22 protein-coding genes are annotated in these 20,045 nt (G+C 65.7%); 14 read left to right on the top strand and 8 right to left on the bottom strand.

The annotated features are described in order from the left end of the window. Window positions 1-79 precede the first annotated feature (79 nt). The gene (locus FG91_RS19510; RefSeq protein ID WP_037518465.1) at window positions 80-1,243 is read left to right on the top strand and encodes a helix-turn-helix transcriptional regulator; all 1,164 of its coding nucleotides are present in this window, start codon (window positions 80-82) and stop codon (window positions 1,241-1,243) included. Between the two features lie 15 nt (window positions 1,244-1,258). On the opposite strand, the gene FG91_RS19505 is transcribed toward FG91_RS19510, so the two are convergent. Both FG91_RS19505 and FG91_RS19500 read right to left on the bottom strand, forming a co-directional pair. Then, entirely contained in the window at window positions 1,259-1,954 is a 696-nt protein-coding gene (locus FG91_RS19505) for a class I SAM-dependent methyltransferase (protein ID WP_037518462.1), read from the bottom strand. Beyond that, window positions 1,947-2,405, bottom strand: coding sequence for an Rrf2 family transcriptional regulator (locus FG91_RS19500; RefSeq protein WP_037518459.1), 459 nt, complete (start codon window positions 2,403-2,405; stop codon window positions 1,947-1,949). The genes FG91_RS19505 and FG91_RS19500 overlap by 8 nt, the downstream gene beginning before the upstream one ends. A 246-nt stretch (window positions 2,406-2,651) precedes the next feature. Between FG91_RS19500 and FG91_RS19495 the strand changes: the two genes are divergently transcribed. Next, the gene (locus FG91_RS19495; protein WP_037518457.1) at window positions 2,652-3,170 is read left to right on the top strand and encodes a GNAT family N-acetyltransferase; all 519 of its coding nucleotides are present in this window, start codon (window positions 2,652-2,654) and stop codon (window positions 3,168-3,170) included. Here the strand turns inward: FG91_RS19495 and FG91_RS19490 are convergent. The 4 genes from FG91_RS19490 to FG91_RS19475 all read right to left on the bottom strand — a co-directional run bounded on the left by FG91_RS19490 (window position 3,149) and on the right by FG91_RS19475 (window position 6,253). Beyond that, the gene (locus tag FG91_RS19490) at window positions 3,149-3,922 is read right to left on the bottom strand and encodes an esterase/lipase family protein (RefSeq protein WP_052187941.1); all 774 of its coding nucleotides are present in this window, start codon (window positions 3,920-3,922) and stop codon (window positions 3,149-3,151) included. The two genes, FG91_RS19495 and FG91_RS19490, sit on opposite strands and share 22 nt — an antisense overlap. Before the next feature lie 125 nt (window positions 3,923-4,047). Then, window positions 4,048-5,226: a PQQ-dependent sugar dehydrogenase gene (locus tag FG91_RS19485; protein WP_037518452.1), complete on the bottom strand. Its 1,179-nt coding sequence runs from the start codon at window positions 5,224-5,226 to the stop codon at window positions 4,048-4,050. Window positions 5,227-5,390: 164 nt separating this feature from the next. Next, the gene (locus tag FG91_RS19480; RefSeq protein ID WP_037518450.1) at window positions 5,391-6,026 is read right to left on the bottom strand and encodes a sigma-70 family RNA polymerase sigma factor; all 636 of its coding nucleotides are present in this window, start codon (window positions 6,024-6,026) and stop codon (window positions 5,391-5,393) included. Then, window positions 6,026-6,253: a NepR family anti-sigma factor gene (locus FG91_RS19475; RefSeq protein WP_037518448.1), complete on the bottom strand. Its 228-nt coding sequence runs from the start codon at window positions 6,251-6,253 to the stop codon at window positions 6,026-6,028. The genes FG91_RS19480 and FG91_RS19475 overlap by 1 nt, the downstream gene beginning before the upstream one ends. A 292-nt stretch (window positions 6,254-6,545) precedes the next feature. Here FG91_RS19475 and FG91_RS19470 point away from each other — a divergent pair, with 292 nt between their 5' ends. After that, window positions 6,546-7,100, top strand: coding sequence for a sigma-70 family RNA polymerase sigma factor (locus FG91_RS19470; protein WP_443027749.1), 555 nt, complete (start codon window positions 6,546-6,548; stop codon window positions 7,098-7,100). 56 nt (window positions 7,101-7,156) lie between these two features. Here the strand turns inward: FG91_RS19470 and FG91_RS19465 are convergent, their stop codons facing one another. After that, a complete protein-coding gene (locus FG91_RS19465; protein ID WP_037518443.1) occupies window positions 7,157-7,951 on the bottom strand; it encodes a response regulator in 795 nt (264 codons plus the stop codon). Between the two features lie 281 nt (window positions 7,952-8,232). Here FG91_RS19465 and FG91_RS19460 point away from each other — a divergent pair, with 281 nt between their 5' ends. From FG91_RS19460 to fghA, 11 genes are all read left to right on the top strand, one after another. Then, complete coding sequence (locus tag FG91_RS19460; RefSeq protein WP_235212107.1) at window positions 8,233-9,708, top strand: sensor histidine kinase; 1,476 nt, start codon at window positions 8,233-8,235, stop codon at window positions 9,706-9,708. A 90-nt stretch (window positions 9,709-9,798) separates the two neighbouring features. Further along, window positions 9,799-10,812, top strand: coding sequence for a ligase-associated DNA damage response exonuclease (locus FG91_RS19455; RefSeq protein WP_037518438.1), 1,014 nt, complete (start codon window positions 9,799-9,801; stop codon window positions 10,810-10,812). Beyond that, the gene (locus FG91_RS19450) at window positions 10,809-12,377 is read left to right on the top strand and encodes a cisplatin damage response ATP-dependent DNA ligase (RefSeq protein WP_037518436.1); all 1,569 of its coding nucleotides are present in this window, start codon (window positions 10,809-10,811) and stop codon (window positions 12,375-12,377) included. Before FG91_RS19455 ends, FG91_RS19450 begins: the two co-directional genes overlap by 4 nt. A 97-nt stretch (window positions 12,378-12,474) precedes the next feature. Beyond that, window positions 12,475-13,089, top strand: coding sequence for a superoxide dismutase (locus FG91_RS19445; RefSeq protein WP_037518565.1), 615 nt, complete (start codon window positions 12,475-12,477; stop codon window positions 13,087-13,089). Between the two features lie 206 nt (window positions 13,090-13,295). Then, window positions 13,296-14,675: an L-serine ammonia-lyase gene (locus FG91_RS19440; protein WP_037518434.1), complete on the top strand. Its 1,380-nt coding sequence runs from the start codon at window positions 13,296-13,298 to the stop codon at window positions 14,673-14,675. Between the two features lie 25 nt (window positions 14,676-14,700). Continuing rightward, window positions 14,701-15,813 (top strand): S-(hydroxymethyl)glutathione dehydrogenase/class III alcohol dehydrogenase, encoded by a 1,113-nt coding sequence (locus FG91_RS19435; protein ID WP_037518432.1) that lies wholly within the window; start codon window positions 14,701-14,703, stop codon window positions 15,811-15,813. Window positions 15,814-15,820: 7 nt separating this feature from the next. Then, complete coding sequence (locus FG91_RS19430; protein ID WP_037518430.1) at window positions 15,821-16,204, top strand: VOC family protein; 384 nt, start codon at window positions 15,821-15,823, stop codon at window positions 16,202-16,204. Next, window positions 16,201-17,073 carry a formyltetrahydrofolate deformylase gene (gene purU / locus FG91_RS19425; protein WP_037518563.1) on the top strand — a complete coding sequence of 291 codons (873 nt, stop codon included), beginning with the start codon at window positions 16,201-16,203 and terminating at the stop codon, window positions 17,071-17,073. The genes FG91_RS19430 and purU overlap by 4 nt, the downstream gene beginning before the upstream one ends. 121 nt (window positions 17,074-17,194) lie before the next feature. Then, window positions 17,195-17,575 (top strand): VOC family protein, encoded by a 381-nt coding sequence (locus FG91_RS19420; protein WP_037518429.1) that lies wholly within the window; start codon window positions 17,195-17,197, stop codon window positions 17,573-17,575. A 9-nt stretch (window positions 17,576-17,584) separates the two neighbouring features. Further along, complete coding sequence (locus FG91_RS19415; RefSeq protein ID WP_037518427.1) at window positions 17,585-18,088, top strand: prolyl-tRNA synthetase associated domain-containing protein; 504 nt, start codon at window positions 17,585-17,587, stop codon at window positions 18,086-18,088. Beyond that, entirely contained in the window at window positions 18,085-18,933 is an 849-nt protein-coding gene (fghA, locus tag FG91_RS19410; protein ID WP_037518424.1) for an S-formylglutathione hydrolase, read from the top strand. The genes FG91_RS19415 and fghA overlap by 4 nt, the downstream gene beginning before the upstream one ends. A gap of 120 nt (window positions 18,934-19,053) precedes the next feature. On the opposite strand, the gene FG91_RS19405 is transcribed toward fghA, so the two are convergent. After that, window positions 19,054-20,040 carry a quinone oxidoreductase family protein gene (locus tag FG91_RS19405; RefSeq protein ID WP_037518421.1) on the bottom strand — a complete coding sequence of 329 codons (987 nt, stop codon included), beginning with the start codon at window positions 20,038-20,040 and terminating at the stop codon, window positions 19,054-19,056. Window positions 20,041-20,045: the final 5 nt, after the last annotated feature.

Raw genomic sequence — 20,045 nt, 5'->3', positions numbered from 1 at the left:
CGTTTTATCGCATTGCGCTTGCCTTCGCGCCTTGGCTCCTCTCAAATGAGATCGCTGCGGGTCTTCTGGGGGGAAGTGCATGCAGAGTGGCCAGCTATCGACCTTTCCGTCCGACCATAATGCGCCGGCCGAATGGGAAGTGCTCAACGCGCTGATCGGCAAAATCTATGATTCGGTGCTCCATCCCGAAAGCTGGAACGAAACCCTCGCGCGCATCACCGGCACGCTCTGTCCGCTGAGCTGGGAAGCCGCCTTCATCCTCTGGGAAAGCAGCAATCCGCCGAGCGCGCGCTTCGTCGCCGCGACGGGCCTCGCCGCCGGCATCCAGGAAATCTACACCGCGGTCTATGCCGGCAGCCATCCGTGGTCGCGCAAGTTCCAGCGCTATGGCAACGGCAGCGTCATCGATAGTTATGACATCATGACGCGCGAGGAATTTTACGAGAGCGAGTTCTTCCGCAATTTCCTCAAACCCTATGGCATCGACCGGCTTGTCGGGGTGCTGCTCGACCGGCGCGACGGCGACCGCCTCGGGCTGATGATCCCCGGCCCCGGCGACCGCGACGTCGAGCGGCTGAAGCGCGGCCTCCGCGTTCTCGCGCCGCATATCCAGCGCGCGATGCGGATCAGCGACCGCATCGCCTCGCTCGACCTTGCCGCGGGCGCCGCGCGCGCCGCCGCCGACGCCGCGCCCTTCGCGATTTTCAGCCTCGACGACCAGCTGGGTATCCTCGCCGCGAACAACCGCGCCGCGCGTTATGAACAGGCGGGCTTCATCCGCATCGCGCAGGACCGCTTCGCTTTCACCCATCCCGCCAGCCAGAAACGGTTGCTCGACCTCGTCAAAAGCGCCGACCCCGCCGGCCTCGCTTTCCAGACGGTCGGCGACGCGGGCGCCGAATGCCCCGTGCTCGTCGCGCGCGTCACGCGGCAGTCGGTGCAGCAACTTGGCGGCGTGCGCCTCGGCGCCTCGCTGATCGTCACGCTTGGCAGCGCGCCGGGCGAAACCCCCGTGGTCGAAATCGATCGCGTCGCGCAATGGTTCGGGCTGACCCCCGCCGAAGCCCGCCTCGCCGTCGCGCTCGCCGCGGGCGACACGCTGAAGGACTATGCGGCGCTGCGGGCGGTCAGCGTGAACGCGGTCCGCTTCCTTCTGAAAGGGATCTTCCGCAAGACCGGCGCGACCACGCAGGCGCAGCTCGTCGCGCTGCTCGCGCGGCTGCCCGCGCCGGGCGCGAGTTAGGCGCGCCCACGTCGCTTACGCATAACCCACCCAGCCGCGCCAGGTGAAGGCGGCGTAGAATTGCTCGACGTTGGCGAAGCCCGCGGCGCGAAGCACGTCTTCGTCGGCTTCTGGGCTCAGCATCGCGACATGGGTGGCGACGGCCTCGCGGCCCTTGGCGACCTGATCGGGATCGCCGCCCGAGGCGATGGCATAGGCGGCGTAGCGATCGAGCCAGCGATCGCGTTCGTCAGCACCCTGTGGGAAGCTGCCGTGCGCAGCCACAAATGGTGCGCCGGGCTTGAGGCGGCGACGGATTTCTGCGGCGGTGCGGATGCGTTCTTCGGTCTCGAGGAAGTGGAGAGTCAGGAGGCAGGTCGCGCCGTCGAACGGGCCGGCGGGGGCGTCGTCGATATAGCCTTCGATCAATTCCGCGCGGTGGGCGTTCGGCCCGAGCACCTCAGCCGCGAGGTCGAGCATCGGTCCGGCGGGGTCGACACCGGTGAAACGCCAGCCCGGATGCGCCTCGGCTATCGCCTTCATCTCGCTGCCGCCGCCCGCGCCGAGCACGAGGATATGCGCGTCGTCGGGGACGCGCTCGGCCAGCAACAGCCCGGTCATGCGGTGGAGGCCGTCGAGCCCGGGGACGAAGCGCCGCGGCCCTTCGGTATAGCGCGCGACCGCGGCGGGGTCTTTGAAGCTGTCGAGGAAATGCTGGGCGCCTTCAGCCATGGATATGCTCCCGCGTTTGGGGGGATCGCGCGGCCATGCGCGCGTGGAAATCGGCGGCGAGCGCCGCGAGCGTCACTTCGCCGAAGCGCGCGAGCAGCAGCGCTTCGGCATCGCGAAAGCCGGTGTCGAGCGCGGCGTTGACCGCCTGTTCGACGAGGCAGCCGGGCGCCTCGGTGCGGTTGCCCATCGCCATCAGGCTGGGCCGCCCGATCGCGTCATAGACGTCGCGCATCGTGATGTGACCAAGGTCCTTCGCGATCGTCCAGCCGCCGCCATGGCCCTTTTCGCTGTGGACGAAGCCCGCATCGCGCAACCCGCCGAGGATGCGGCGGATCACGACCGGGTGCGTCTGCATCGCCTTCGCGAGCTGGTCCGAGGTCATCGGAGAGCCCTGTTCGGCCATATGGAGGAGGACGTGGAGCACGCCCGAGAGTCGGCTGTCGCGTTTCATGTAACTTTAAATAGTGCGTGAAATGTGATCGTCAAGACGCGGGATTGACCGCCGACGGCGGAGCGGTTAGCCACGCTCGCGATGACCAACGACCAATCTCTCCGATTCAAGGCGTATTGGCGCTCCTTTACATAGGAGCGGCATGGCATCACCTGTGACCATAGCCGCCGTGTTCGGACAGGCGAATGGTCATCATCACACCACCAACCCCCGGTCACGGCGTGCGCTTTTTGAAGAAGACGCGACATGACCGATACCTTGCTTGCCCTGTCGACCGACCATTGCCGCATCACGCCGCTCTTTGCCGATGATGCGCGCGCCTTGTCGGCGATCACCGACGAGACGGTGACCTCGCAGGTTCATTTCCTGCCCGCTCCCTTCACCGAAGCCGACGCGCGCGCGCTGATCGCCAAATCGGGAGGCGGCGATGTCTTTCATGCGGTGCGCGACGAAAGCGGGCTCGATCTCAACGGCGTGATCGGGGTGCACCGCCGCGTGGGGCAGGAATATGAGATCGGCTACTGGTTCGCGGCGCGGGTGCGGGGCAGGGGCATCGCGACCGAGGCGGTGCGCGCGGTCGTCGGGGCGCTCGCTTCGTCGCGGCCGGGCTGCTCGATCGTCGCCGAATGCCATCCCGACAACGATCGGTCGCGCGCACTTCTGCGCCGGATCGGTTTCGTATCGACGGGGCGCGCGGGGAAAAGACCGGGGCGGATGCTGATGGCGTGGCGCGCGGCGCCCGCCTATCGCATCGACGTCTGCTGATCGGGTGTTTCGTCGCTCACCTCTTCGGTCAGCGCCTTGACGATCGCCGCGACCGATGTGGGCGCATAGGCGAAACCCATATGGCCGCAGTCGACCTCGACCTGCCGGTCACTCTCATGCGGAAGCCCGCGCGCGCTGCTCACCGCGACGACGCCGTCGTGCTTCGACCAGAGCGCGAAGGTCGGCATTTCGGGGCGCGGCGCGGGGTGGAAGTCGATCGGCGGATTGTCGACCGGGTGGCGCGCGACGAGGTGATAGAGGCGCCAGGCGCGGTTGGCGCGGCGGCTGCCCGAAAAGGGCGAGCCCAAAGTGACGACGCGCGCGACCTTGTCGGGGTGATGCTTGGCATATTCGCGCGCATAAATGCCGCCAAGGCTCCACCCGACGAGCGCGGGGGCATAGCCGGTGCGGTCGATGATCCACTGGACGCGGGTGTCGATGCGGTCGATGATGTCGGGGGTCGCGCCGCGGTTGAAGCCGAGACCCCAGGCGTAACAGCGGAAACCCGAGCGGCGGAGGTCGGCGCGCAGCCCCTTGGTGGCCCAGTCGCCCGACAGGAAGCCCGGGAGCACCATCACCGGCGGATGCTCGCTGTCGGGATTGGGCTCGGGCGGCATCGGCCGGATGCGCGCTCCGATGGCGCGCGCCAGCGACCCGATCTCGCGCCAGAGCAACGTCAGCGGCGGCAGCGCGTCGGGATCGGGGATGCGCGCGGGCCATTCGGCGCGCCGGGTAAGGAAGCCGCGGATCATGGGGGCGATATAGTCATTACCGAGCCCCGGCGAAAGGCGCCCGGAGGCGCATGACTCCGGGCGCGGTCAAAAACATCGCGCAATCTATCATGGGCCCCGGCTTTCGCCGGGGAACAGGAAGGGCGCTATTTCTTCGGGACGAGCCGCACCAGCTTGCCGTCCTCGCCGTCGGTGAGCAGCCAGACCGAGCCATCGTCGCGTACCTCGACCTCGCGGATGCGCTGGCCGAAGTTCCAGCGGTCGGACTTGTGGAGCTTGTCGCCATCGACTTGCATGCGGATCAGCCCTTCGCCCGACAGCGCGCCCATCAAGAGGCTGTTCTTCCAGCCCGGATAGAGGTCGCCGCCATACCAGACGAGCCCGCCGGGCGAGACCGACGGGTTCCACCAGAGTTTCGGCGCCGCGAATTCGGGGCGCGTCGGATGGTCGGGGATGTCCTTGCCGTCATAATGGTCGCCGTTCGACACGATCGGATAGCCGTAGTTCGCCTTGACCTCGACGAGATTGACCTCATCGCCGCCCTTTGGTCCCATTTCCTGGTTCCACAGCTTCCCGGTGCCGTCGAAGGCGAGCCCCAGGATATTGCGGTGGCCGAGCGACCAGATTTGCGCGGTCACGCCACCCTCGCTGACGAACGGGTTGTCGGCGGGGACGCTGCCATCGGGATTGAGGCGAAGGACCTTGCCGAGATTGCCCGTCATATCCTGCGCGGGTGTGAATTTCTGGCGCTCGCCCGAGCCGATGAAGAGATATTTGCCGTCGGGCGAGAAGAGAAGGCGGTGCGAATAATGTCCTTGGCCGGTGACCTTGGGGTTCTGTTTCCAGATGATCTGGAGCCCTTCGAGCGCGGGCGCGGCGCCTTGCTTCAGCTTCGCCTTGCCGACCACCGCGCCATAGGTGTTGCCGGGGCCGGGCTCGGCCCAGCTCAGGTAAATCGTGCCGCTGGTCGCAAAGTCGGGCGCGACGATCACGTCGCCGAACCCGCCCTGACCGCCATAGGCGACCGCGGGGACACCCGCGACGTCGAGCGTCGGGCCGCTTTCCTGCCACAGTTTGAGCTTGCCCGATCGTTCGGTGATCAGCGCCGCGCGCGTCCCGGGGACAAAAGTCATCGCCCAGGGTTCGTTGAAGCTCGCGACCTCCTTCACCGTGAAGGGTGCATCGGCGAGCGGCGTCGCGGGCTGCGCGCCCGAGGCGTCGAGCTTGGCGGTGTCCGCGGGCGCGGCTTCGGTCGACGCGGGGGCGGCCGAGCAGGCGGCGACGGCCAGCGCGGAAATCAGGGCAAGATGCGGCAGGTTTTTCATCGAAGGGGGCTCGCTTCGCTGGGGACGGATGCGCACATCTGACTTGAACGACCAAGAAAGTCGAGAGAATGAATAGCCCGTCGCCCCAGCGCAGGCGGGGGCCGCTAGCGAGGTAGTGTGGGGCCGACAGCGGCCCCCGCCTGCGCGGGGGCGACGGGATTATCTCAGCGGTTCGCCGCCTCGCGCCGCGCGGTGATCGTCTCGACGCTGTCCATGATCGCGTCGACCGCTTCGCTCGACGGCGGCGCGTCGGCGCGCTTCTGCGAGAATTGGCCGCTGTTCATAATCTCTTCGAGCGCCGCGCGCGCGCGCGAGACGCGGCTTTTCATGGTGCCGAGCGCACAATCGCAGATGCTCGCGGCTTCCTCGTAGGACAATCCGCCGGCGCCGACGAGGATCAGCGCCTCGCGCTGGTCCTGCGGCAATTCCATCAGTCCGCGCTGCAGGTCGGCCATCTCGCCGCTGTCTTCCTGGGCAGCGGGGGTCGACATCGTGCGCTCGACCGCGGTCTCGTCATATTCGCCGACGAATTTGTTGCGGCGCATCTGCGACAGGAAGGTGTTGCGCAGGATGACGAAGGTCCACGCCTTGATCGAGGTGCCGCGTTCGAACCGCTCGCGCGACGCCCACGCCTTGACCATCGTGTCCTGCGTCAGATCGTCGGCGAGGTCGGGGTTGCCCGACAGGCTGCGGCCATAGGCGCGAAGGTGCGGAATGACGCCGGCGAGCAGCGTCTTGAATTCGCTGTCGGACAGGGTTTCGGCCTGCGGCTGCGAAGCAGCGGCGGTGGTTCCGGTCATTATTGCTTCGGACTTTTCTGATCGAGCTGGGAAAGAAGGTCGAGCATATTATCGGGCAGCTTTTCGGCAACGACATTGCCATAGATCATGCGCAGTTTCGCGCTGACCGGCTCGGGCGCTTGTCGCCCGGTCAGCGTGCGGTGCCACTGGTCGCCGGTCGTGCCGGGAAAGCTTCCCAGCGTGCGGCGCGCGTCGGCGCCCGGGGGGAGGGGGCCCTTGCCGTTCATCCTATTGTTGCCTTGCGTAGCCATGCGGGAGCAACGACGAGAACGGCCCGGGGTTCCCCGCCTGCCGGTTTTTTCGACGAACGGTGTTGCGATAAAAGCACAATGTCTGGTCCGGCCGGTTTCGGTTACTGCCTCTTTGGGTGCGCTTTTGGTTCCCATAATGGATTCAACCCGCTAAGCCTTGTGTCTATTCAGCGGTGCTTCCGGGCGCCCAAACGATCAGGATTGTGTGACTAGCGACGAAACGCCTCAGCCGCTCGACGATGCCAGCTTCAAGCGTGAACTCGCGGCAATGCTGCCGCATCTGCGTGCATTCGGGCGCAGCTTGACGGGCAACGCCGACCTCGCCGACGATCTGGTGCAGGAAACGATGCTGAAGGCATGGAAGGCGCGCGCGCAATATGTGCCGGGCCCCGCCAGCATGAAGAGCTGGGCGTTCGTCATCCTGCGCAATTGTTTCCTGTCGCAGATGCGCCGCAAGAAATTCACCGCCGAATATGACGAGCTGGCCGCCGAGCGGTTGCTTGTCGCGCCCGACGATCAGGACGACAGCCTGCATCTGGCCGACGTGCAGCGGGCGTTGCTGCTGCTGCCGGTCGACCAGCGCGAGGCGCTCGTGCTGATTGGCGCCGGGCAATTATCTTACGAGGAAGGTGCGGCGATCTGCGGCTGCGCGGTCGGCACGATGAAAAGCCGGGTGTCGCGCGGCCGCGCAGCGCTGCAGTCGATATTGGAGAGCGGCGAAATGCCGCGGCGCAGCACTGACGCGATGCCGTCGAGCGAGGCGTTCCGCACGATCATGGACAATGTCGATCAGCTGACCGCGAACGGTCCCGGCGGGGACTGAGGTTGTTTCGATAATGTTTCTCCCCTCCCGTCTGCAGGAGGGGAGAAAGGAAAATCCTATGCTGCGAGCTGCGGCGTAAACAGCAAGCTCTGGCTGATCGCCGCGCGCACGGTGTTTTCGCGGAATGGCTTTGAAATCAGGAAGGTCGGCTCGACGCGGCCGCCCGTGAGCAATTGTTCGGGAAAGGCGGTGATGAAGATCGCCGGGACCGGCGCGATCGCCAGGATATCCTGCACCGCGTCGATCCCCGACGATCCGTCGGCAAGCTGGATATCGGCGAGGACGAGCCCCGCGTCGGTCCGTTCGAACGCGGCGACCGCATCCTCGTGGGTGGTCGCGACGCCCGCGACGCGGTGGCCCAGATCGCGCACGATCTGTTCGAGCTCCATCGCGATCAGCGGTTCGTCTTCGATGATCAGCACCGAGGTTTGCGATTCGCGGTCGAGTTCGCCGACCGCATCGTCGAGCAGTGTTTCGACCGTCGGCCCGTCGGTGCCGGTGATCAGCCCGGCCTCCTCGACCGAAAATCCCTCGAGCGCGGTGAGCAACAGAATCTGCCGGCCGAGCGGGGTGATCTGGACGAGGCGCCGATGCGCGGCGCGGACGAGCGGGTGCTCGCCCTCATCGCTGTCTTCGCCCTCGTCGATATAGGCGCTTTCCCAGATACGGTGGAAATTGCGGTAAAGGTCGATCCGGGTGCCGTCGCCGCTGTGGAATTCGTCGGGGGCCGCGACGATGACTTCGAGCGTCGTGTGGACGAAATTGTCGCCATGCTGCTGGCTACCCGTCAAAGCCCGCGCGTAGCGGCGCAGGAAAGGCAGATGCCCGCGAAGTTCCTCACCCAATGTCATCAAAATTGCTCCCTCTTGTGACCAGTCATACGCGTCCCGGCGCGGGTCGGTTCCGTCTGGCGGCCGAAAGGAGCGGCGGCGGCCGTTGCAACTTGTCGCGCCCCAATGCGTAGAGTCAGTCGGGACGCGATGAAAATGCGACGTAAGTAAGTGGAATTTAATTACTTTTCCGGTTGCGGCGCGAGCATGCTTTTGTAGGGACCATATTCATGGCAGAGCGGCGCCCCGGGGACATGAGCGATGCGGGGCCATCAGCATCGCAGGGCAGCGAGGGACGAGATTTGGCGGACGGGGGAGACGAAGCTGCAGCACGCGCCGAAAGGCTGCGTCTCGACACGCTTCGCGAATATCGCATCATGGACACCCCGCCCGAGCAGGCGTTCGACCGCGTCACGAAAATGGTCGCCGAACTGTACGGCGTGCCGATCGCGCTGGTCTCGCTCGTCGACGATTGCCGCCAATGGTTCAAATCGGCCTATGGCCTCGATACCCCCGAAACGCCGCGCGAGATGAGCTTTTGCCAATATGTCATCGCCGAGGAGCGGCCGGTGATGGTGACCGACGTGCTGGGCGATCCGCGCTTTCGCGACAATCCACTGGTGACCGGCGATCTGCACATCCGCTTCTATGCGGGGGTGCCGCTGCGCGCTTATAACGGCGCGATCCTGGGCAGCCTGTGCCTGATCGATCGCGATGAGCGCAAAGCGCTCACCGATATCGAGCTCGAACGGCTCGAGGATTTCGCCGGGATCATCATGGCCGAAGCCGACCTGCGCCGGATCGGCGCCGAGCGCGACGAGGCGCGCCGCACGCTCGAACGCGCGCTCGATTTTTCGGGAATCGCGTCGTGGCAATATGATCCGCGGACCGACCGGCTGCGCACGCAGGGCGCCGGCGCCGAACTATGGGGCTCCGAATATCAGGCGATGCTGGCGACCGGCAACGGATTTTTCGATCTCGTCCATCCCGACGACCGCGCCGGCCTGCGCGAGATACTGAAGGAAGCGATCGCGAACGGAACGCCCTATGCGGCCGAATATCGCGTGCTGAATCCCGAGCGCGGCGTGCGCTGGAACGCCGTGCGCGGCGACTGGGACGTGCGGTCGGACGATGCCATGCTGACCGGGGTGAGCATCGACATCACCGAACAGAAGAGCCGGCAGGAAAATGCCAATCTGTTGATGCGCGAGCTGCACCACCGGATGCGCAACCTGTTCGCGACGGTCAGCGCGATCATCTCGCTCACCCGCCACGCAGCGCGCGACGTCGACGATTATGTCGAACGGATCAGCAGCCGGCTCGACGCGCTTAACCGCGCGCAGAATGTCCTGCTCGGCGCCAATTTCATGACCGGATCGATGCACGCGCTGATGCGCGAGGTCGAGGCGGCCTTTCCGCGCATCCGCTGGTCGGGCCCCGATCTGCTGCTGCCCGAAAATGCGCTGGTCGCGATGGCGCTGGTGTTCAACGAGCTCGCGACCAATGCGGTCAAGCATGGCGCACTGATGAACGACGGAGGACGCGTCGAAATCCACTGGTCGCAGGATCCGGAGGGCAGCGAGTCGCGGATGTTTCGCCTGACCTGGACCGAAACCGGAACGCAGGGGCTGGTCGGACCGCCCGACCGCACCAGTTTCGGCACGCTGCTGATGGAACGCAGCGTGCGCAACAATCTGGGCGGCTCGATCGCGCGTCACTGGGAGCCGACCGGGCTGGTGGTCGACATCGCGCTGCCCGCAAAGTGGCGCGAGGCTTAGCGCGGACCCGGATTTGTTCCTTCTTTGTTCGTTGTGCTATGCAGGCGATATGAACAAGGCGGCGATTCCGATTCCGGCAGGTGGGTGCTGATGGCGAAAGCCAAGCATTGGCTCGAACCGCATTCGGGCGGGCTTTATGTGAAGCCCGCCGACCTGTGGATCGATCCCTCGCGCCCGGTCGAGCGCGCTGCGGTGACGCACGGTCACGCCGACCATGCGCGCAGCGGTCATGGCGCGGTGTTCGCGACGCCGGAGACGCTGGCGATTATGGCGCTGCGCTATGGCGTCGACGTCGAGGCGAGCCGCAATCAGGCGTTTGAATATGGCGACGGGTTCGAGCGCGGCGGAGTGCGTTTTTCCTTTCATCCGGCGGGGCATGTGCTCGGCAGCGCCCAGATCTTGATGGAGTATGGGGGCGAACGAATCGTCATCACCGGCGATTATAAGCGCCGCCCCGACCCGACCTGTGCGCCCTTCGAGGTCGTTCCGTGCGATATTTTCATCACCGAGGCGACCTTCGGATTGCCGGTGTTCCGCCACCCGCCGACCGAGGGCGAGATCGCCAAGCTGATCGGCGCGGTGCGCGCCGAGCCCGACCGCTCGGTGCTCGTCGGCGCCTATGCGCTGGGCAAGGCGCAGCGGGTGATTGCCGAATTGCGCGGGGCCGGATGGGATGCGCCGATCTATATCCACGGCGCGCTTGAGAAGATGTGCGAGCTTTATGCGGTGCATGGCGTTGATCTCGGCGAGTTGCGGCTGGTCAGCGAAACCGACAAGGCCGAGATGGCGGGGCGGATCGTCCTCGCACCGCCCTCGGCGCTGGGTGATCGCTGGTCGCGGCGGCTGCCCGATCCGGTGACCGCGATGGCGTCGGGCTGGATGCGCGTGCGCCAGCGCGCGCGGCAACGCATGGTCGAACTGCCGCTGGTGATTTCGGACCATGCCGATTGGGACGAGCTGACGACGACGATTTCGGAGGTGAACCCGAAGGAGAGCTGGATCACCCACGGCAGCGAGGACGGCCTGCTGCGCTGGTGCGAACTCACCCAGCGCAAGGCGCGCGCGCTGCACCTCGTCGGCCGCGATTTGGAGGAGGAGGTGTGAAGCGCTTCGCGGCCCTGATCGACCGGCTGATCTACACGCGCTCGCGTAATACGAAGCTCGCGCTGATCGTCGACTATCTGCGCCATACGCCCGACCCGGATCGTGGCTGGGCGATCGCGGCGCTGACCGAGAGTCTCGATTTCCCGGCGGTGAAGGCGGGGACGGTGCGGACCTTGCTGGCGACCCGCATCGATGAGGAATTGTTCCGCCTGTCGCGGCACTTCGTCGGCGATACGGCCGAGACGGCGGCGCTGCTGTGGCCTGACGTGCCGGGGAAGAAGGCGGGCCTTAGCGTATCGGATGCGGTGGATGCGCTGTCGGCCGCGTCTCGCAGCGATGCCCCGGCGATCGTCGCCTCGCTGCTCGACCGGCTCGACGCCGACGGCCGTTATGCCTTGCTCAAACTTGCGCTCGGCGGAATGCGCGTCGGGGTATCGGCGCGGCTCGCGAAACAGGCGTTCGCGCAGGCGTTCGACGTGCCGGTCGACGATGTCGAGGAGTTGTGGCACGCGATCCCGCCGCCCTATGCGCCGCTGTTCGCGTGGGGCGAGGGAAGGGCGGAGCGGCCCGACCTTGCCGACGTCGCCTTTTTCCGTCCGTTCATGCTCGCGCATCCATTGGAGGAGGCAAGCGTCGACCTCGCCGACTATGCCGCCGAGTGGAAATGGGACGGCATTCGCGTCCAGATCGTCCATGGTGGCGGCGAGACGCGCATCTACAGCCGCGGCGGCGAGGAGATCAGCGGCGCCTTCCCCGAGCTGGTCGCGGCGTTCGACCAGGACGCCGTGATCGACGGCGAACTGCTTGTGCGTGGTGAGGTGCAGGGCGGCGAGGCGGCGAGTTTCAATGCGCTGCAACAGCGGCTCGGGCGCAAAATCGTGTCGAAGAAGATGCTCGCCGATTATCCTGCGTTTGTGCGTGTGTACGACCTGCTCGCGGTCGACGGCGACGACCTGCGCGGGCTGCCGTGGACCGAGCGGCGGCGACAGTTGGAGGCCTTCGTGCCGCGGCTGGCGGGCAGCCATTTCGACCTTTCGCAAGTGATCGACGCCAAGGATTTCGACGACCTCGCCGAGCGCCGCGCGGGCGCGCGCGATGCGGCGATCGAGGGGGTGATGCTCAAGCGCCGCGACGCGCCTTATGTGGCGGGGCGCCGCGCCGGCCTCTGGTATAAATGGAAGCGCGACCCGCTCACCGCCGACTGCGTGATGATGTATGCGCAGCGCGGCAATGGACGCCGCGCGAGCTTCTATTCGGACTATACCTTCGGCTGCTGGTCCGAGGCGGGCGAGTTGCTGCCCGTCGGCAAGGCCTATTCGGGCTTCACCGACGAGGAGCTGAAATGGCTCGACAAGTTCGTGCGCGACAACACGCTGAACCGCTTTGGTCCCGTGCGCGAGGTCGAGAAATCGCTCGTGCTCGAAGTCGCCTTCGATTCGATCCACAGCAGCAAGCGTCACAAGTCGGGGCTCGCGATGCGCTTCCCGCGCATATCGCGCATCCGCCGCGACAAGCCCGCCGAGGAAGCCGACCGCATCGCGACGCTGCAAGCGATGGTGACCTGAAAAATAACCGCAAAATTTGCGGTCACAGGGTTGCAACCCGCGGGTCCGATACCGAGTTTAAGGCCGCAAACCCCTCAATAATAAAATGGAGACTGCCATGACGATCGCCCATCCTCCCCTCCCTTACGCCCAGGACGCGCTCGAGCCGCATATCTCGGCCGACACGCTGGCGACGCACCATGGCAAGCACCACAAGGCCTATGTCGACAAGACCAACGCCGCGATCGAAGGCACCGAGCTGGCGTCGAAGCCGCTCGAAGAAATCGTCCACCACGCCGAAGGATCGGGCAACAAGGGCCTGTTCAACAACGCCGCGCAGGCGTGGAACCACGCTTTCTATTGGGAAAGCCTGTCGCCGACGAAGACCGCGCCGAAGGGCGACCTGCTCGCCGCGATCGAGCGCGATTTCGGTTCGCTCGACGACCTCAAGAAGAAGCTCAAGGAAACCGCGGTCAACCATTTCGCCTCGGGCTGGGCGTGGCTCGTCTCGCGTGACGGCACGCTGTCGGTCACCGACACGCACGATGCCGGCACCGAGCTGGTTGCAGGTATCAAGCCGCTGCTCGTGATCGATGTGTGGGAACATGCCTATTACATCGACCGCAAGAATCTGCGTCCGGCCTATGTCGACGCGGTGGTCGACGAATTGCTGAACTGGGATTTCGCCGCGGAGAATTTCGCGCGCGATACGACCTGGACCTATCCGGCGTAAGCTTGTGATCCTCCCTGTCGCGAAGCGATGGGGAGGTGGCAGCCCGCAGGGCTGACGGAGGGGCGGCGACGTCGCGGCCCCTCCACCATGCTTCGCATGGTCCCCCTCCCCACGGCTGCGCCGCAGGGAGGATTTCTTGCAAGCCGTAACGAAAATTGGCCCACGCGGGCCTATCGGGATCGTCCGCCTTCTCCTATAGGGCCGCCATGACGATCAGCCTTTTCGAACTTTTCAAAATCGGTGTCGGTCCCTCCAGCTCGCATACGGTCGGGCCGATGGTTGCCGCGCGGCGTTTCACCGTGTGGCTCGACGAGCAGGCGCTGCTGGGCAAAACCGCGCATGTCGAAGCCGACCTTTACGGCTCGCTCGCGCTGACCGGCAAGGGGCACGCAGCGGACACCGCCATCGTAGCAGGTCTCGCCGGTGAGATTCCCGCGAGCACGAGCCTCGCGGCGATCCGCGCGCATTGGGACCGCGCCGAAAGCGAGGGCTTTCTCTATCTGCTCGGCCGCCAGCGCGCTCGCTTCAAACCGAAAAGCGACCTGCACTTCCAGATGCGCCAGCGGCAGCCCTTTCACAGCAACGCCGTGAGCTTCACCGCGCGCGACGGCGACGGCGAGATCCTCGCGAAGCGCATGTATTTCTCGATCGGCGGTGGCTTCGTCGTCGACGAGGACGAGGCGGGCCGCAACAGCCGCGGCGCCGAGGACGAGGTTGAACTGCCCTTCGCCTTCACCTCGGGCGCCGATCTGCTCGAAATGGGCGCGGCGTCGGGCAAGAGCTTCGCCGAGATGATGCTCGAAAATGAGCTCGCGCATCGCAGCCTCGAAGAGGTCGAGGCCGGGCTCGACGCGATCGCGGGCGCGATGGACGCGTCGATCGACGCGGGGTGCTGCAGTACCGGGGTCTTGCCGGGCGGGCTGAAGGTCAAGCGCCGCGCGCCGCAGATCGCCGACGACATCCGCAACCGCCACGAGGCGAATCTGACCGATCCGCTCGCGATGATGGACTGGATCAACCTGTGGGCGATGGCGGTGAACGAGGAAAATGCCGCGGGTGGCAAGGTCGTCACCGCGCCGACCAATGGCGCGGCGGGGATCATTCCCGCGGTGATCCGCTTTTACCGGCGCGGCTATCGCGGCAACGATGCGGGGGTGCGCACCTTCCTGCTCGCCGCGGGCGCGGTCGGTGCGCTCTACAAGCGCAACGCCAGCATCTCGGGCGCCGAGGTCGGCTGTCAGGGCGAGGTCGGCGTCGCCTGTTCGATGGCGGCGGCGGGGCTGACCGCGGCATTGGGCGGGACCAACGCGCAGGTCGAAAATGCCGCCGAGATCGGCATGGAACATAATCTCGGCCTGACCTGCGATCCGATCGGCGGGCTGGTGCAGATTCCGTGCATCGAACGCAACGCGATGGGTTCGATCAAGGCGATCGATGCGAGCCGCATCGCGATGATCGGCGACGGCACCCATGTCGTCAGCCTCGACACGGTGATCGCGACGATGCTGCAAACGGGCCGCGACATGCGCGACAAATATAAGGAAACATCCAAAGGGGGTCTTGCGGTCAGCGTCGTGGAGTGCTGATAGCCGGGCGAGAAGGAGATCGCCCATGAAGACCCGCGCCGCCGTTGCTTTCGAAGCGAAGAAGCCGCTGGAGATCGTCGAACTCGACCTCGAAGGCCCGAAGGCGGGCGAGGTGCTGGTCGAGATCATGGCGACAGGCATCTGCCACACCGACGCGTACACGCTCGACGGCTTCGACAGCGAGGGCATTTTCCCGAGCGTGCTGGGGCATGAGGGCGCGGGCATCGTGCGCGAAGTCGGCGCCGGCGTAACCTCGGTAAAGCCCGGCGATCATGTGATCCCGCTCTACACCCCCGAATGCCGCCAGTGCAAAAGCTGCCTCAGCGGCAAGACCAACCTCTGCACCGCGATCCGTGCGACGCAGGGCAAGGGGCTGATGCCCGACGGCACGACGCGCTTTTCGTACAAGGGCCAGCCGATCTTTCATTATATGGGCTGCTCGACCTTCTCGAACTTCACCGTATTGCCCGAGATCGCGGTCGCGAAGATCCGCGAAGATGCGCCGTTCCAGTCGAGCTGTTACATCGGCTGCGGCGTGACCACCGGGGTGGGAGCCGTCATCAATACGGCAAAAGTGCAGGTCGGTGACAATGTCGTCGTCTTCGGGCTTGGCGGCATCGGGCTCAACGTGATTCAGGGCGCGCGCCTCGCCGGTGCCGACAAGATCATCGGCGTCGACATCAACCCCGCGCGCGAGGAATGGGGCCGCAAGTTCGGCATGACCGAGTTCCTCAATTCGAAGGGCATGAGCCGCGAGGATGTCGTCGCGACGATCGTCCAGATGACCGACGGCGGCGCCGATTATACGTTCGATGCGACGGGGAATACCGAGGTGATGCGCACCGCATTGGAAGCCTGCCATCGCGGCTGGGGCACCTCGATCATCATCGGGGTGGCCGAAGCGGGCAAGGAAATCGCGACGCGGCCGTTCCAGCTCGTCACCGGGCGAAACTGGCGCGGCACCGCGTTCGGCGGCGCCAAGGGCCGCACCGATGTGCCCAAGATCGTCGACATGTATATGACCGGCAAGATCGAGATCGACCCGATGATCACCCACGTCATGGGGCTGGAAGAGATCAACAAGGGCTTCGACCTGATGCATGCGGGGACAAGCATCCGCAGCGTCGTCGTGTTCTGAGGCCGCCATGTTCAGTCATGTGGCGCTGGGCGCCGACGATATCGAAGCCGCGCGCCGCTTCTATGACGCGGCGCTCGGCGCGCTCGGAATCCCGCCGGGTGTCGTCGACGAATGGGGCCGGCTCATCTATTCGCACGCCGGTGGGCGCTTTTTGCTGACCAAGCCGCTCAATGGTGCGGCCGCGAGCGGGGCCAATGGCGGAACGCTGGGTTTCGTCGCCGCGTCGACCGAGGCGGTCGATGCCTGGCACGCCGCGGGCGCGGCGAACGGCGGCACGGCAATCGAGGATCCGCCCGGCGTTCGCCACGGCACCGAAGGGCGCACGCTCTATCTTGCCTATCTGCGCGATCCCGCCGGCAACAAGCTGTGCGCGACGCACCGGCTGGCATGATGGAAATGGACCAGCCCGCCTTTGTCCTGACCTTCAGCTGCGCCGATGCGGTCGGCATTGTCGCGGCGGTGACGGGGCTGCTCGCGGAACGCGACGGCTTCATCCTCGATAGCCAGCAATATGCCGACCTCGATTCGGGGCGCTTTTTCATGCGCGTCGAGTTCCGCGGTGCGGGGCCGCGCTTTCCCGGCGAGCTCGCGGCGGTGCAGGACGCTTTCGCACCGATCATCGATCGGTTCGCGATGGACGCGCGGATCAGCGACAGCCGCGTCAAGCCGCGCTTCGTCATCGCGGTGTCGCAGGGCAGCCATTGCCTCAACGACCTGCTCCACCGCTGGTCGACGGGCAATCTCGCGATCGACATCGCCGCGGTGGTGTCGAACCATGAGCATCAGCGGCGGCTGACCGAATGGCACGGCGTACCCTTTCATCACCTGCCGGTCAGCGACGCCAATCGCGCCGAACAGGAGGCGGCGATCGTGCAGATCATGGCCGATGCGGGCGCCGAGCATCTGGTGCTTGCGCGCTATATGCAGGTGCTGTCGCAGGATTTGTCGGCGAAGCTGTCGGGGCGCTGCATCAATATCCACCACAGCTTCCTGCCGGGCTTCAAGGGCGCCAAGCCCTATCACCGCGCGCACGAACGCGGGGTCAAGCTGATCGGCGCGACCGCGCATTTCGTGACGAGCGATCTCGACGAGGGGCCGATCATCGAACAGGCGGTCGAGCGCGTCGATCATCGCGATTCGGTCGACGAATTGATCCGCATCGGCCGCGATACCGAGGCGCAGGTGCTGGCGCGCGCGGTGCGCTGGGTTGCCGAACAGCGCGTGCTGATCGACGGGCGCAAGACGGTGGTCTTCCGCTAGGATAGGTACGAGCGCCCGGGTTCGTCATTTTTGCAGAATCCGAAACATTATGGCGGCTGGTCCTGCCCGGCCGAGCAGGGTAGGTATCGATTCGCAACCAGAATCAGGAGGAGCAAAGGCGATGTACAGTCACAATATGGTCGGGGCGAACGACCTCGAAGCCGCCAAGAAATTCTATGACGCGACCTTTCAGGCGATCGGCGGCAAGCCGGCGATCACCGACGACAAGGGACGCCTGATCTATATGTACAATGGCGGGCTGTTCCTCGTCGGTGCGCCGATCGATGGCGAACCCGCGACCGCGGGCAACGGCTGCACGATCGGCTTTGCGATGGAAGGCCCCGAGCAGGCCAAGGCGTGGCATGATGCCGGCGTCGCCAACGGCGGCACGTCGATCGAAGACCCGCCGGGCATCCGCGAAGGCGGTTTCGGCGCGATGTATCTCGCCTATCTGCGCGATCCGTCGGGCAACAAGCTCTGCGCGCTGCACCGCGTCGTCTGAGGATCGATCATGCGCGGCGAAGCGGGATTGCTGACCGACCTGGATGCGCTTGGCATCCCCTTCGCCGTATATGAGCATGTCGCGGTTTTCACCGTCGCCGAGAGCGACGAGGTCAATGCGGGCATTCCGGGCGCGCATACCAAGAATCTGTTTTTGAAGGACAATGGTGGCGCTTATTGGCTCGTCACTGTTCCCGGCGAGGCGCGTGTCGACCTGAAGGCGCTGCCCGCCGCGATCGGCAGCAAGCGCGTCAGCTTCGGCAAGGCCGACGATATGGAACGGCTGCTCGGGATCGCGCCGGGATCGGTGACGCCGCTCGCCGCGATCAATGCGCTTCCGGGCAGTATCACCGTCGTGCTCGACGAGGGGCTGGCCGCCGCGGCGACGGTCAATGTTCATCCATTGCGTAACACCGGCACACTCGGTCTGTCGGGGGCAACGATCCTCGACCTTCTGCGTCATTGGGGACATCAGCCCGTCGTCGCGCCCATCCCCGTTCAGGAGTCCGCATGACCCTCGAAACCCTCTCCACCGTTCGCAGCCATGGCGGCACGCAGGGCGTGTACAGGCATGCGAGCACGACCACCGGCACCGACATGACCTTTGCGGTGTTCGTCCCCGACCATGAACCCGGCGCGAAGCTTCCGGTGCTCTGGTATCTGTCGGGGCTGACCTGCACCCACGCCAATGTGATGGAAAAGGGCGAGTATCGCGCCGCGTGCGCCGAGCATGGCGTGATCTTCATCGCTCCCGATACCAGCCCGCGCGGCGATGGCGTTCCCGACGATCCCGACGCCGCGTGGGATTTCGGGCTGGGCGCGGGTTTCTATGTCGATGCGACCGAGGAGCCGTGGGCGAAGAACTACCGGATGCGCTCGTACATCGAGGATGAGCTGCCTTCGTTCGTCCTGCGCAATTTTGCGAGCGCCGACCTGACGCGGCAGGCGATCACCGGCCATTCGATGGGCGGGCATGGCGCGCTCACCATCGGCCTTCGCAATCAGGATCGTTTTCGTTCGGTGTCGGCCTTCTCGCCGATCGTCGCGCCGCTGCAATGTCCATGGGGCGAAAAGGCGCTCGGCAACTATCTCGGTAACAACCGCGAGGACTGGCACGCCTATGACGCGTGCGCGCTGCTCGATCAGGGGCTGCGCGTCCCCGACCTGCTCGTCGATCAGGGTGACGCCGATAATTTTCTCGCCGAGCAGCTGAAGACCGAATTGCTGGTCGCGGCGTGCGAACGTGCGGGGCAGAAGGCCGAGATCCGCATGCAGCCGGGGTATGACCACAGCTATTATTTCATCTCGACCTTTTTGGCCGAGCATGTCGCGTGGCATGCGGAGCGGTTGAACGCGTAATTTCTCCCCTCCCTTCAGGGAGGGGTCGGGGGAGAACATGTGACGTTGCGCAACCCTCCCCCACTGCGACTAGCGAGCAAGCTCGCAAGTCTCGCTGCCCCTCCCGCAGGCGGGAGGGGTTTAGTTGTGCTCCGGGATCAGCAAGGTCGAACCCGTCGTACGTCCCGCCTGCAAATCGGCGTGCGCCCTTGCCGCATCCTGTAGCCCATAGCGCTGTCCGACGGTGATCTGCACCGCGCCCGAGGCGATCATCTCGAACACGCGCGCTGCGCCCGCGGCGCGTTCGCCGGGCAGGTGATAATAGTCGAACAAGGTCGGGCGCGTGACGAACTGCGACCCATGCTGAGCGAGGATGCCGAGGTTGACCCCGGTCACCGGGCCGCCCGCATTTCCATAGCTGACAATCAGCCCGCGCCGCGCGGTGGCCTTTAGCGACACGTCCCACGTCGCCATGCCGATGCCGTCGAAGGTCACCGGCACGCCCTGACCATCGGTGATTTCGCGGACATGCGCGGCTACGTCGTCGCTCTTGTACATCAGCACATGGTCGGCGCCGGCTTCGCGCGCGGTGTGCGCCTTGGCTTCGGTGCTGACGGTGCCGATCACGGTCGCGCCGATCGCTTTCAGCCACTGGACGAGGATCAGCCCGACCCCGCCCGCGGCGGCGTGGACGAGCACGGGCGAGCCGGCCTGAACCTTCGCGCAGCGTTCGACGAGCATTTCGACGGTGCAGGCTTTCAGCAGCGCGGCGGCGGCGGTTTCATCGTCGATGTCGCCGGGGAGCTTGAACAGCGACGCCGCGCCGACGATCCGCGCGCTGGCATAGGCGGTGCGTTCGGGGCCGAAGGTCGCAACGCGGTCGCCGGGCTGGAGGCCGTGGACGTCGGCGCCGACGGCGATCACCTCGCCGGCGGATTCGACGCCGAGGCCGCTGGGCAGCGGGACGGGGTAAGTGCCGTCGCGATGATAGGTGTCGAGATAGTTGAGGCCGACCGCGGTCTGGCGGAGCAGCACCTGGCCGGGGCCGGGGTCGCCGAGCGTCACCTCGCGCCAGTCGATGACCTCGGGTCCGCCCTGGCTTTCGATAAAGGCTTCGATCGCTTGCATGCGCC

This window comes from Sphingopyxis sp. LC81 (genome assembly GCF_000756375.1).
Lineage (GTDB): Bacteria > Pseudomonadota > Alphaproteobacteria > Sphingomonadales > Sphingomonadaceae > Sphingopyxis.
Note: the sequence above shows the minus strand (reverse complement) of the source record. Positions and strands in the feature narration are given on the sequence as shown.